Below are 13027 nucleotides of genomic sequence, written 5' to 3'. Positions count from 1 at the left end.
AATTCCTTGAGGACGTCTGCCAAGGAGCCACTCGCGCCGGTCGGGACGGCACCGCTCACCCACCGCGTCGGGGCGCCGCCCGCCGCCGCCCGCTCCAGCACGGCCTGCAGGAGTCGGCTCTTGCCTACCCCCCATTCGCCGCTGAGAAGGACCCCTCGTGGTCCGGCGAGCACCCTTTCCACATGGCCGAGTTCGGTTTCCCGGCCCGCTGTCGGCCAGTCTGCGGAGGTAGCGATCCCCCAGGGCATGGCTGTGCCCTCCGTTTCCCTCGGTGTGTCCGGACCGTCAGAGCAGGAGAGTTCCGCGCGCGACAGTAACCGCGCTTCCGCTCATCTCGACCGACGTGACGCGGCTGCCCTCACGGGTCGCCCGCGCGTACATGGCGGACGGGCGGCCCATCCAGGCGCCCTGAACGATCTCGATCTCCGTACCGTCCTCGATCAGACCGTGCCGGGCCAGATGAATGGCCAGCGGTCCGGACGCGGATCCGGTGGCGGCGTCCTCGACCACGCCATACGCCGGTGAGAACATGCGGGTGCGCCAGGTGCTGCCGCTGCCGGCGAAACAGTTGACGGCCATATCCGGGAACGCGGTCAGGGCACGGTGGTCGGGGCGCAGGGCGGCGAGGGCCGCGACGCTTGACAGGCCGACCAGGACGTGGCGAGGGCCGTTGCAGTAGACGTCTACCGGAAGGGTTGAGTCGCGCAGGCCGAGGGCGGCAAGGAGTTTGGGCGTCTCCTGATACGGCTCCCATGTGGGTATCGGCTGGCACATCCGGACGCGGGTGATCCGGTCGCCAGTACGCTCCAACTCCACCGGGATGTGACCCATGGCGGTCTCCAGCAGCAGACTGCCGGCCTGCCATTCCTCGCCGAGGACCTGGGCGGTGCCGAGCATGGGATGACCGGCGAACGGCAGCTCGTTGACGGGAGTGAAGATCCGGATGCGGGCGTGGCCGCCGTGCTCGGGCGGCAGGACGAAGGTGGTCTCCGAGAGGTTCATCTCGCGAGCGATACACTGCATCTGATGTGCAGTGAGGTCCGCAGCGTCCAAGTAGACGGCAACCGGGTTCCCTTCGAGCGGCCTGTCGGTGAAGGCGTCCGCGACGACGTACTGGCGCATGGTCAGTGAGTTCCGTTCGCTTCGAGCAGGGCGGGGAGCAAGGCGCTCAGGCCATGGCGCGGCCGGTGGCTGCCGGATCCATACCGACTGCCACTCGGCGCGCACGGGGGTCACGGCTGGAGTCTCAGCACCGACCAGGTATCCCCCTGACGCTCGTAGCGCAGGCGGCGGTGCAGCCGATCGGGGCTCGACTCCCAGAACTCCAGGCTGTGCGGGACCAGTTGGTAACCCACGAACGGCTCGGGCCTGGGCAGCGGGCCGAGTGCGGCCAGCCGCACGGCATCGGCGCGCAGGGCTTCGACGTCCTCCAGCACCTCGCTCTGCCGTGACGCGACCGACATGGCGTGTGTACTGACGGGACGGGCCGCCCACAGGGCGTCCGAGGTCGCGACGGGTAGCTGCTCGACGGGGCCGGATACGACGATCTGCCGGCCGCTCTCGCGCCAGTAGAGCACGCCGGACGCCCAGGGCTGAGCTGCGAGTTCACGAGCCTTGGGGCTTCCTAGATGGCTGGTGAAGACGAGGCCCACATCGGACAGAGAGTTGAGCTGAACGATCCGGCTGGAGGATCGGCCGTCCGCGCTGGTGGTCGCCAGAGCGAGCGCGCCCGGTTCGCGGACCTCATCCCCGGCCCGGTCGAGCCAGCTGCGCAGAAGGGCGAGCGGGTCTGCCAGAGGTGTACGGAACTCCTCCGATTCGCGGACGGGGGCCGGACCGGTGGGCTCGCTCGATGTCGTCGTCATCGTTCCGATACCTCCAGGGCCCGGCCCAGGCCGGCGAGGGAGGACAGGTCGCGCCATCCGACGGCGGTCGCCTCGATGTCGAACCAGGTGCGGTGAGTGGGCGCATAGCCGATCAGCTCGGCGGCGCTGCGTGGGTGCGGCGGTGCAGCTGCATCGGTGGACTCCCAGACCAGGACCGCTCCCCAGCGATTGTTCTCGTCGTCGGCGATCCACAGCTTCAGCACCAGTCCGGGCTGGTCGGACCAGGCTGCGACGGCCTCGTCACTCAGGAAGCCGTGCAACGACTCGATGGTCTGGTCAGACTGCGTGAGATCCCACCACGCGATCATGGCCTTCACGTGGGGATCCCTTCACGCCGGACCACGGGCACCTCGATGCCAAGCGCCCGCAGCTGGTGGAAGGGGTTCATGAACTCGCGGTTCTGCACGATCTTCCCGCGGTCCAGCAGGAAGGAATGGAGGAAATGGTTCTTGTAGTGGCCGGGCTCGTAGCCAGGGAAGTGGATCGCCCCCTCACCGTCACACTCCACCCAGAATCGGTTGGGGTCCTGTGTCTCAAAGATCTGGATGTTGAACCACACCCAGTCGGGGAAGCATTCAAGGGACCAAACGGCATGTTCCGCCAGCCGATCGCGGCCCCGGATGACGATGGGTTCGGGCGTGTCGGCCGTCCATAGGCCGCCCTCCCCCGCCTCGACGAAGAGCAGGTGGCGCTTGAGGCGGTCCTGACCCGTGGTCTGCATGTACTTCTCGACCGTAGCCCGGTTGGCGCGCCGGAGTTCCGCACGGTCGGTGAAGCCTGGACTAGGCGTGGCGTCGGACACGACAGAACCTCCTGTGAAGGGGACACACGGATCTACTGACGGATAGATGATCTGAAAGGACGCTATATATCGACTGTCGGTCGCTATACAGCGGCTATACGCAACGGCTGCCGGCCACCGCAGGAAGCCCCGGACGTGGCGCTCTGTTTGGCTCTGGTTGCCAGCGGATGACCTCGGTTCGCAGATGCCTGGCGCCCCCGTACACGCCATCGGCCGTCAGCAGGCACATCAGCAGGCCGGGCAGCTCGAAGACGAAGCCGCCCTCGCCGGCCGATCCGGCAACACCCAGCATGTGGGCGTCCACTAGAAGTTCAAGAAGGTCTTCGGTCTGCGACACCGGCAGTTCCAGCGTGGCGGCCGCCACCCGTACGGTTATGCGCCGAGCCTGGAGCAGCGCCAGCCGCTGCAGGGCACGGCGCGGGCCTTCCGGGAGTTCGGCGGCACTGCGCAGCAGTGTCGCGCCGACATCGAGCTCACCGACCCGCAGTAGGCCGAGGGTGTCGCGGCAGGGGTCGGCCAATCGGTCAGCGAGGTGGGCGGGCGTCCAGTGGGGCTTGGCGATCAGCTGGGCCGCCACGGCACGAATGGCGGCGGGGTGGCCATCGCACAGGCGGACCAACCGCCCGGCGTCGCCCTTGGAGCCGACCACGCCGGTCGTAATCCCGTCGAGCAGGTCCATCGCTTCGCGCGGCTGGAGGCCACCCAAGGCCATGACGCGCACCCTGGGCAGCGTGGCGAACCTCGGTCGTCCGGTGATCAAGAACTGGGTCTGTCCGCTGCCCGGGACCAGGGCGTGCACCTGTGCCTCATCGGCGGCGTCGTCCAGAACGACCAGGCAGCGGCTCTGGGTGAGCCGGGCCTGTAATCGCCACACGCGCTCTTCCGACCCCGCCGTCGGGTCCACCTGTTCACCCAGCCCTCTCAGCAGGTCTCCGGCGATGTCGGCCGGCGGACGCCGGTATCCCGAAGCGTCACGGCAGCGGACGAACAACCTGCCGTCGGGGTAGGCGGGAGCGATCCCGTACGCGGCCCGCACGGCCAGTACGGTCTTACCGCTCCCGGCCAGGCCGGTGACCACGACGGGCCCGGCGCAACTGGTGCCGTCCGGTGCGGGCTTCAGCCATTCCCTGAGCCGACGCAGTTCGGCGTGCCGGCCGGTAAAGTCCACGAGGTCAGCTGGCAGCGCCGTGTACGCCTCTTCGCGAGAGGACACAGCCTCGGGCCGGACCGCATTGTCCGCGCCCCCGGGAAGCGGCGGGCGCGCGATGAGGGTACCGGCGAGCAGGGACTGGAAGGTGCTGTTCAGCTCGTCTCCCGGATCCACGCCGAGGTGTTCGGCCAGGACCGACCGGCCCTCGTGGTAGACGGTGATGGCCTCGGCTTGTCGGCCACAATGGGAGAGTGCGGTCATCAGCAGGGACCTCAGCCCCTCGCGGAAGGGGAACTGTGCCACACACGGGGCGAGTTCTTCGACAACGCGCCGGGCACGGCCGAGAGCGAGGTCGGCGGCCGCTTTCTCCTCCATAACGGACATTCGGAGTTCCTCGAGCCGGGGGGCCTCCGACGCCTCAAGGAACTCCGTGGCCCCGATGAGGGCCGGCCCGCGCCACTGCCCGAGCGCGGCCGTGAACAGGTTGGCGGCCTGGGCCATACCCCCGGCTGCGAAGACGTCGCGGCCGCGGGCCGCGAGGCTCCCGAACTCGAGGTAGTCCACTGTCGCGCCGCTCGACATAAGCTCGTACCCGTTCGGCAACCGGACGAGTTCCACCGCGTCTCCCAACGCCTTGCGCAGCCGCGAGATGTACGTGTGCACCTGGGCACGCACGGTCGCGGGCGGAGCGGTTCCCCATAACACCTGGTGGATCTCATGTTCAGCCAGCCCGCGCTCGCCAGCGATCACCAGTGCCGCCAGCAGGGTTCTGGGTCGCATCCCGCCGAGCGACCGGGCTCGGCCGTCGTTCAGCGCTTCAATCGGTCCGAGAATGCGAAGTTCCATGTCTTCCCTCGTCCGAGCGCGGACGCCCTCTCGGGGCTCACATCGAGCAGGCCGCGCCAACTCAGGTGACCCCAGGTCGAATTGCGTCCAACATGAGTCGAAGTTCAACCTGGACGGGGACGCTAGCCTCGAGTCCGACCGGTGTCAACAGGCCTCTACCATCGACGATCTCGGTCAATACCACTAGATTGCCCCCAACACAGGGAGGTGCGGCCTTGGCCGAGATGGACGGCGGAGCAAGACTCACCCTCGCCGACAAGATCAATCATCTGTTCGAAACGGTGGTTCAGGGCGGCCGTCAGCCTTACAACACCGAAGAGGTCGCTCGGGCCATTTCAGAAGCCGGAATACCCATCTCCGGAAGCTACATCTGGCTGCTCCGCAAGGGGCAGCGCGACAATCCGACGCTCAAACACCTCGAAGGGATCGCGAAGTTCTTCGGCGTCCCTCCGGCCTACTTCTTCGACGACCAGGTCGCATCAGACGTGCACACGCAACTCGCCCTGCTCGCGGCGCTGCGCGACTCCAACGTCCAGCACGTCGCCCTGCGGGCCGCTGGACTCTCCCCCGCGAGCCTGAGCTCGATCGGCGAACTCATCGAGCATGTAAGGGCCCTGGAGGGCCTGCCGCAGGGCGCGCCGAAGGACGAGCCGCGATCATGACCTGATTCCCCCTGTCTGTCCGAAGCCGACTCATGTTGCATGAAGGCGTGAGGCCGGTGAGGCATGGGGGAGGAATGGAAACATTGCTAAAAGATCGAGAGTTACGGCGGCGCTGCAAACGCGAACTCCGGTCGCTGGGGGTCCAGCCACCACTCAACGTCACTGTCCTGTGCAGACTTCTGGGGGAGCGCCGCAACCGCCCCATACAGCTGGTCCCTTACAGGCTGCCCGCGCACGGCGCATATGGACTGTGGATCGCCACCGACAACACCGACTACATCTTCTACCAGCAGGAAACCAGCAGGGCCCACCAGAACCACATCATCGTGCACGAGATCGGGCACATCCTGGCCGACCACCAGAGCGGCGGGCTCGACGATGCGCTGCTTGGCGCAATCATGCCGAGCATCTCGCTCGATGTGGTCAAGCGGCTCCTGGGACGCACTTCATACGACGAGGAACGCGAGCACGAGGCCGAGATGATGGCCACCATCATCCTCGAATGGGCGTGCATCCTGAAGACCGTTGACCAGCCAGCCCCTCGAGACTCCACAGCCCGTCGTATCCAAACGGCTCTGACCGAGCGGCGCGGGTGGCTGTGACATGCTGAGTTTCCTGCTCGGCGCTGTGCTTCTCCTCGCCCTGGTCCGCATGATCCACCAGATCGCCAAGGCCCCGCACGACCGGCCCCTTCGGGCCGTGACCTACTGCATCGTCTGCGCTTCGCTGTCCTTCCCCATAGGGTTGCGGAGCGTCGCCGACGACGTCGACGGCATGGTGGGCGCGGGTGCGTCGAAGCTGATTCAGAACATCCTGCTGCTCGGCACCGTGTACTGGCTGATGTGCTTCTACCTGCAATCGGCGTCGGACCCACGCGCAGGCCTCCGGCGCGCCCGGATCGAACTCATCCCGTTCGCCATCACCGCAGTCGTGATCACGGCGGCGACGCTCGCGACCCCGCGCAGCGAGCGGGGCCATGTCTACGCGACGGCAAACATGCAGGTGGCGAGTATCGCCGTCTTCTACCTGGCAGCCGGGATCTACCTGGCGTACGCGCTCGCGATGGCGCTGCGGTGGACCCTGCGATACATCCGGGTCTCCCGTGGCTCGCTGACCGTAGGACTGCGCCTGGTCGCCGTTTCGCTGACATGCATGGTCGGGGCCGACGCCCTCCGCGGAGCTCTCGTCGTGGTCCGCGCGTTCGACGGCACCGTGCCAACGGCTGTGATCACCGGCGTCAAGTTGCTGCTGGACCTGGCGATCCCGCTGTTCGTCGTCGGCATCCTCTATCCGGGAGCCGCGAGTCGGCTGGCTTCGCTCCGCCTCCGGTGGCAGCACCGGCGCACGCACCACCGGCTCACCCCTCTGTGGGTGGCCCTGCACGAGGCGTTCCCCGAGAACGCCCTGCACCGGGCGGCGTCCGACGGGTGGCGCAGTCGACTCACCCCCCAGGGCGTGCACCACCGGTATTACCGCCGAGTGATCGAATGCCGCGACGGCATCGTAAGACTCAGTCCGTACCTCGCACAACTCAAGGAGGCGGGGCCAGTCGAGCACCTTCCACCCCGGGTGGTCGCCGACCACTTGAATCGCGCACTGGAGGCGTATGCAGCCGGGACGCCGGCACCCTCAGGGGCGGTCGCAATCGCCTTGCCCCAAGGGGACGACCTCGACGACGACGTGCGCCAGCTCGTCCTCCTCTCCGACGCGCTCCGGGCCTCCCGTCCTGCCTGACTGACTTTCCGAAACGACATACACGAGGGTGACACTCCATGGAATACCTGATCTCCGCCGGGCAGGTCGTGACGGGCCCCGGCGGTCGGCGGCTACGGGACGGCGCCGTACTCGTACGAGGCGAAAGAATCGTCGACGTGGGCCCACGGCGAGACATTGAAGTCTTGGCCTCGCCGGAGGCTACGACCATGGCGTTCCCCGACGGCACGCTGCTTCCCGGCCTGATCGACTGCCATGTCCACCTCGCACTCGACGCGGGACCGGATCCCGTGACGGCGCTGCTGGACACGGACGACGCCGATCTGCTGGCTGGGATGGCCAAGCGGGCCCGGCAGTTGCTCGACTCGGGTGTGACGACCGTACGGGACCTCGGAGACCGCAACGGCCTGGCTCTGCGCCTGCGCGACTCGATCGCACGGGACGGAGTGCTCGGCCCGCGCATCCTCAGCGCCGGCACCCCCCTGACCCGCCCAGGTGGTCATTGCTGGTTCTTCGGCGGCGAGGTGGACAGTGAGGCCGCCCTGCGCGAGCTCGTGCGGCGCAACGCCGAGGAAGGCGTTGATGTGATCAAGGTGATGGCCACCGGCGGCGGCATCACCAAGGGCGGTCCGCCGATCTGGCAGGCTCAGTTCACCACCGCCGAGCTGCGCTTGGTCGTGGCCGAAGCACGCAAGGCCGGGTTGCCCGTGGCGGCCCACGCGCACGGCACCGCAGGCATCGAGGCCGCTGTCGCGGCCGGGGTCACTACCCTGGAGCACTGCACTTGGATGGCGCAGGACGGTTTCGACGTACGGCCCGATCTCGTCGCGGAGATGGCAGCAAAGGAGATCCGAGTGTGCCCGGCGGCGAGCCCCGACTGGCGGGGTTTCGCCCAACGCTTCGGCGTCGAGCGGGCCGAGGAGATGTTCGGCCGCCTGCGCTGGATGGCCGACCAGGGCGTCCGTCTCATCGCGGGAACTGACGCGGGCGTCACCCACGCCGTCTTCGATGGCTTTGTCTCCAGCCTGGAGTTTTTCCGCCACATCGGCCTCTCCCCCGCCGAGGCCATCGACTCGGCCACGGTCGAAGCCGCCCTGGCCTTGGGTATCGCCGCCGATACCGGCCAACTCTCCCCTGGCTACCGCGCCGACCTCCTCGCGGTCACCGGCGACCCGCTCTCCGATCTCGCCGACCTACGCGACGTCCGCCTGGTCATGTCCGCTGGCCGCCCCCACACCCCGCCCACGAAGCGCCGATGACCGACCGTCGAAGGAGGGATGGTGGAGCCGACTCCCAGTGGCACACGTCCCCCGTCCCGCAGTCCAGGTCGCGGAGCGGTCGGTGCTGAACCGCGCACGGTAGCTGTCGTCGGCATGGATCCAGGCAGAGCATTCCTGGTGGGCGACGGGGCAGGACTTCGGCATGAAGTGGGTATAGCCGGTTTGTGATCAAGGAATGGCCAGGATCTGTAGTGGCCGGGTGGCGGCGCGGGCGTTCCTTCTGAGGGCGGTGGCGATGCCCTGCACCCGGCGGAGACCGCGGAGCTTACCGCGCTCCCGGAGCCGGACCGGCGGGCGGCGATAGGCCGGGTGTGGTCCCGCAAGGAGGTCTACCTCAAGGCCACCGGTAGGCCTGGCGCTCGGCCTGGCGGAGCCGTACGTAGGCGCCGCACACACCCCGGCCGCAATCCCCGGCTGGACCCTGACCGACCTGTCGGCTCCGCCCCGATACACGGCGGCCCTCGCCCTCCGAACCCCGGACCGGGCGTCTACCTCCGCTTCCGCCTAACGACCTGGCACATGGCCAGCCCGGGTCCGCGCCAAGGCGCGCAAATTAGCAGGCGATCCCCGGTTAGCCAAACCGGGGATCCGCCGGATCATTGGAGATCCACCGCCACCCCTGCCCGAACCGTCGGAAGGAACCGCCGCGCCACACCTCACGACTTCACTGCCTGACCTGGGGCACCGCCGGCCCGGCAAAGCTCGGCTACGCCGCCGCGTAGCTGCCCCGGAAGTGCTCGGCCGCGCGCTCCAGGTCCCGCTCGGACTGCAGCGTCAGCTACAGGTTGCCGGTGCCGCGGTGGCCTAGCCCTGTCACGTCCCGTGCGAAGCCGGACAGGAGGTCGACCTCCTGCCCGGTCGGCCTTCACGTAGACCAACGCTTGACCCTCTTCGGTGGGTACCGGCACGCATAGTTCTGCATCCGCCGGTAGGTCGTGTAGGTCTGGTTCTTGACCTTGGTGATGTCCTCACCGAGCCCCAGCAGGACCTCATCGACCGCCGCGTCGAGCTCCGCCATGGCCCCGTCGGCCACTGCGGTCTGCTGGGCTCCGTCGTTCCCCCGCGACGAGCAGCCTGGCACGGGGATGCCGGCCCAATCGAAGCGGCCGCTGCCGAACGCATCGGGGTGCCATGCCGGGTAGGAAGGTTCTTGATCAATCCCGCCAGGAGCAGTCCTGCACCTCAGGTCCGCGCGGGTTCCAGCCCTTCAGATACAACTTCAGTTCCTCGGGCTCCGGGTCGCGGGTCGCGGCATCGCGGGCAGTTCCCGCAGCGGGTCCAGGGATCGTACGTAGGCGCGGGCCCACTCCAGCCACTGCCGGGCAGAGGCGGCCTCCGGGCACACCAGACCCGCCGAGGCGGCGAGCCGGTGCTCCAGGGCATCGCAGTACTGGCTCAGCGCCCTCGCCTCATGCCAGTCCTTCGCCTGGACACGCAGCACAGCGGCAAGCTGGGCCTGGATCGCCTGCTCCCGAGCCGAGTCCATCGCCGCCTGCAACCGGACCTTCCGGTCCGCCTTGGCCCGCTCCTCGTCGATCCGACGTTGGGCATCCTCCCCCGCGCGGATCTCCACCTCCCGCAGAATCGTGCCGAGAACGTCCTCCAGCCTCCACCGCTTCCGGTCAACCCACTTCCCCTGGCGGCCCGAGCGGCTGCAGGGAAGCTCGATCATCAGGCTCTGCGCCCGCTCCGGATCCGCGGACTGCGAATACTCCTGCTTGATCGTCACCGTGTATGTGAAATAGCCGACGACCAGGTCCAGCTCGCCCTCACGCCGGGAGAGACGAGAGGGGAGGTACGTGCCGCCGTACGCATAGGGCCGACTCCGGTACGGCTCAGCCACCGCATGCTCGCGAACCTCATGGCCGCGCTTCGCCGCTTCCGCGGACAATGCCTGGAGCAGGCGAAGAGCCCTGCCCCGAAGAACCGCAGGCACGGCGAGCCGGCTGGTCTTCCTTGAGAGCAGCAACCACTGGGTGGCCCGCCGGTACTCCGTCTCCATCGCCTCGTCAGGCGCTGGGATGACCACCCGCCGCTCAGCCACGAGCCGTTCAATCAACTCCGCCGCCATGGCGCGCCGCGCCCGGACCACAGGCCGTTCCGAGTACGGCATAGGAGTTTTCTTGGCTGCGCCCTGGAGCGCGGAGGTGTACCGCGGATCCTCCGGATGGTGACCGTGTTCCAGATAGAATCTCCCGGCATCGGTGACCTCGGTCTGTACCGCCCCGTGACGACGTACGACGACCAGCAGCCCTCGATCGCGCAACGCGTACATGGAGAGCCGTTCAGCCGACGCCGAGCCCAGCTCCTCGCTGGCGTCCAGCCGCCGCAGGAGCTCTCGCTGGCGGTCGTTCAACGGGGACCAGCGGTGCATGCACCCACCTCACTCTCTCACCAGCAGATGCCTCCCCTGTACCGGGAACCAGCGGCGGTCTCCGCTACAGAGCGTGCGCGGGGAGCTCGGCCGACGCCCGTACAAAGTCGACATCCGGCCCCCACTGCACGCAGAAGCCACCTCCCCGGGCAGGCGCGCAGCCTGGTCCGGGGGCGACTTTCCGCTACCGATACACCGTCAGGGAACCAGCCCGGCATGCGTCAAACGAGCGTCACGAGCGTCCTTTCAGCGTCAAGATATCGCCCGTAACGCCCACAGTGCACGTAACGCACACCGATAAACCTGCAGGTCAGGCGCCCTTCGCGACCGGCTCCAGGATTGCCACGCACTCCACGTGGTGGGTCATCGGAAACAAGTTGGCGACGCTCGAGGGGAAAGCCAAGTCCATCCCAATTAACCTAACAAGGCTGTACAGATACGAGCTATGGCATGCTTCCCGCCATGCCGCACGCCTTGGCCGATTACGTCGCCCGCTGGGAGCCGGTCAACACGCACCACCGTCCCAGGCAACATCTGCGGCAAGAGGATCCGCAGCCAAGAGCCGGGGACGGACGGGTCACGGAAGGCCAGGCCGTGTCCGCCAAACAGGGCCCACCTCGACCCTCCCCAGCCGCCCCGCTGGGGAGCGGCTGGGGAGTTTCACCGCCGCTCGGGGAGCCCCTGGGGAGTTTGAGCCACGTAAGCAGGAAAGCCCGTGAAAGGATCCGAAAGAAGCGTCCCTGCAGGTCAGCGCCACGCTGCAGCAGGTATCCCCAGGTCAAGGGGCTTACCACGGGGCCTACATGACGTAGGTACCGAGGTCGTCGGCCTCGACGATTCCCGGGAGCGAGCCGCCCTCACGCAGGGGCGTGACGTAGCGGGTCGCGATCACTTCGGACAGCATCCGCCCAGGTTACGGGGGTCAGGGCGCAGGAGCCCACTGCTTAAGCAGCGCTTCGGCCGAGGTGACGGCCGCGACCAGCGCGAGGGAGTTGCGGATCACCTCGGCGGTGCAGGAGGCGGGCACCCCGGCGATGGCGTCGGCCGGAACCACGACCTGGTAGCCGAGGTTCACGGCGTCGAAGACGGTGTTCGGGATGGCGATGTTGGAGGAGACCCCGGTGACGACGAGGGTGCGGATGCCGAGATTGCGCAGCAGGGCGTCCAGATCGGTGCCGGCCATCGGGGAGAGCCCGTGCAGCCTGCGGACGACGAGGTCCTGCTCGGCGACGGTGATGGGGGCCGCGACCTCCACCGCCCTGCTCCCGGCCAGCTGGCGCACGGGGAGGTTCCCGGCGGCCCGGAAGAGACGCGCGTTGCTGTTCGCCCCGAGCCCGTCGGGCCGCCGCTCGGCGACCGCGTGCAGCACCTGCACCCCGGCCCCGCGCGCGGCGGCCACCAGCGCCGCCACCCGGCCCAGCATCCCGGAGTCCTGGGCCTCCTTCGCGAGCTCGGGCAGGGCGCTCTCCTCGCCGACGACGCCGTTCTGGCACTCGACGGTGAGCAGCGCGGTGGTGGCGGGATCGAGATCCTGCATGGCTCCCCCTGGCGTGACGACGGAAGAGCCCGCATGATTCCTGACACACAGTCAGATGTGAAGGGGTGGGACGGATGAGCGAAGCACGGACGGGAAGCGGGCAGCGCCGGGGCCGCCGGATCATGATGACCGATGCGGAAGTGGACGCCTTCCTGCGCGAGCAGCGGACCTGCCGGGTGGCCACGGTCTCCCCCGACGGCCGCCCGCACGTGGGCGCGCTGTGGTTCGCCTGGGACGGCGCCTCACTGTGGCTGTACTCCATCACGCGCAGCCGGCGCTGGTCCGACCTGCGCGAGGACCCCCGGATCTCGGTGGTCGTCGACTCCGGCGAGTCCTACGACGAGCTGCGGGGCGTCGAGCTGTCCGGCAGCGCCGTCTTCGTCGGCGAGGCCCCGCGCACCGGCGGGCCCTGCCCGGAACTGGCGGAAGCGGAGCGCATCTTCCCGGTCAAGAATTTCGGCATCGAGGAGATGCCGCACGACGGGCGGCACGCCTGGATCCGCCTCACGCCGGAGTCGATCGTCTCGTGGGACTTCCGCAAGCTCTAGAGGCTAGTGCTGTGACCGGAAAGGTTCACCGGGGCGCGACGCCCGGCACGGCACCTCGCCGTGTTGTCGGACCGCGCAAGTACGTCCCGTACGAGCCGCTTCCCTCCGCCTTGCGATGCACCGCACCGGACGCCGCGCCCCGGCAAACCTTCCCGGCCACAGCACTAGCCCCCTGCGGGGCCCCCCGCAGGGGCGGTCTCTTATACCCATCTGACGCGGCCGACGATAT

At 68.3% G+C, this 13027-nt stretch carries 14 protein-coding genes; 6 read left to right on the top strand and 8 right to left on the bottom strand.

All coding sequences use genetic code 11. The features are described from left to right. Positions 1-285: 285 nt before the first annotated feature. From J7E94_RS26015 to J7E94_RS25995, 5 genes are all read right to left on the bottom strand, one after another. Positions 286-1236, bottom strand: coding sequence for a PhzF family phenazine biosynthesis isomerase (locus J7E94_RS26015; RefSeq protein ID WP_308345461.1), 951 nt, complete (start codon positions 1234-1236; stop codon positions 286-288). Then, positions 1233-1865 carry a phenazine biosynthesis FMN-dependent oxidase PhzG gene (phzG, locus tag J7E94_RS26010; protein ID WP_215019228.1) on the bottom strand — a complete coding sequence of 211 codons (633 nt, stop codon included), beginning with the start codon at positions 1863-1865 and terminating at the stop codon, positions 1233-1235. The genes J7E94_RS26015 and phzG overlap by 4 nt, the downstream gene beginning before the upstream one ends. Further along, positions 1862-2203, bottom strand: a complete 342-nt coding sequence (locus J7E94_RS26005) for a hypothetical protein (RefSeq protein WP_215019227.1) — start codon at positions 2201-2203, stop codon at positions 1862-1864. The genes phzG and J7E94_RS26005 overlap by 4 nt, the downstream gene beginning before the upstream one ends. Continuing rightward, on the bottom strand, positions 2200-2688 hold the full coding sequence (locus J7E94_RS26000; protein WP_308345460.1) for a PhzA/PhzB family protein: 489 nt from the start codon (positions 2686-2688) through the stop codon (positions 2200-2202). Before J7E94_RS26000 ends, J7E94_RS26005 begins: the two co-directional genes overlap by 4 nt. Before the next feature lie 94 nt (positions 2689-2782). After that, a complete protein-coding gene (locus J7E94_RS25995) occupies positions 2783-4684 on the bottom strand; it encodes a transcriptional regulator (protein WP_215019225.1) in 1902 nt (633 codons plus the stop codon). Between the two features lie 224 nt (positions 4685-4908). Here J7E94_RS25995 and J7E94_RS25990 point away from each other — a divergent pair, with 224 nt between their 5' ends. The 5 genes from J7E94_RS25990 to J7E94_RS36040 all read left to right on the top strand — a co-directional run bounded on the left by J7E94_RS25990 (position 4909) and on the right by J7E94_RS36040 (position 9014). Beyond that, positions 4909-5346, top strand: coding sequence for a helix-turn-helix domain-containing protein (locus J7E94_RS25990; protein ID WP_215019250.1), 438 nt, complete (start codon positions 4909-4911; stop codon positions 5344-5346). 74 nt (positions 5347-5420) lie between these two features. After that, positions 5421-5948 carry an ImmA/IrrE family metallo-endopeptidase gene (locus tag J7E94_RS25985; protein ID WP_215019224.1) on the top strand — a complete coding sequence of 176 codons (528 nt, stop codon included), beginning with the start codon at positions 5421-5423 and terminating at the stop codon, positions 5946-5948. Between the two features lies 1 nt (position 5949). After that, positions 5950-7080, top strand: coding sequence for an MAB_1171c family putative transporter (locus J7E94_RS25980; protein ID WP_215019223.1), 1131 nt, complete (start codon positions 5950-5952; stop codon positions 7078-7080). Between the two features lie 188 nt (positions 7081-7268). Further along, positions 7269-8318 (top strand): amidohydrolase family protein, encoded by a 1050-nt coding sequence (locus J7E94_RS25975; protein ID WP_308345459.1) that lies wholly within the window; start codon positions 7269-7271, stop codon positions 8316-8318. A 261-nt stretch (positions 8319-8579) separates the two neighbouring features. Continuing rightward, complete coding sequence (locus J7E94_RS36040) at positions 8580-9014, top strand: 4'-phosphopantetheinyl transferase superfamily protein (protein WP_251057237.1); 435 nt, start codon at positions 8580-8582, stop codon at positions 9012-9014. 190 nt (positions 9015-9204) lie between these two features. Here the strand turns inward: J7E94_RS36040 and J7E94_RS25965 are convergent, their stop codons facing one another. From J7E94_RS25965 to J7E94_RS25955, 3 genes are all read right to left on the bottom strand, one after another. After that, complete coding sequence (locus J7E94_RS25965) at positions 9205-9357, bottom strand: hypothetical protein (RefSeq protein ID WP_215019221.1); 153 nt, start codon at positions 9355-9357, stop codon at positions 9205-9207. A gap of 201 nt (positions 9358-9558) precedes the next feature. Further along, on the bottom strand, positions 9559-10713 hold the full coding sequence (locus J7E94_RS25960; protein ID WP_251057236.1) for a hypothetical protein: 1155 nt from the start codon (positions 10711-10713) through the stop codon (positions 9559-9561). Positions 10714-11635: 922 nt separating this feature from the next. Beyond that, positions 11636-12250 carry a cysteine hydrolase gene (locus J7E94_RS25955; protein ID WP_215019220.1) on the bottom strand — a complete coding sequence of 205 codons (615 nt, stop codon included), beginning with the start codon at positions 12248-12250 and terminating at the stop codon, positions 11636-11638. A gap of 74 nt (positions 12251-12324) precedes the next feature. Between J7E94_RS25955 and J7E94_RS25950 the strand changes: the two genes are divergently transcribed. Next, positions 12325-12798, top strand: coding sequence for a pyridoxamine 5'-phosphate oxidase family protein (locus tag J7E94_RS25950; protein WP_215019219.1), 474 nt, complete (start codon positions 12325-12327; stop codon positions 12796-12798). Positions 12799-13027: the final 229 nt, after the last annotated feature.

Source organism: Streptomyces sp. ISL-94 (assembly GCF_018614075.1).
In the GTDB taxonomy this organism is placed as follows: Bacteria; Actinomycetota; Actinomycetes; order Streptomycetales; family Streptomycetaceae; genus Streptomyces.
This window is presented reverse-complemented; position numbering and strand designations above follow the sequence as displayed.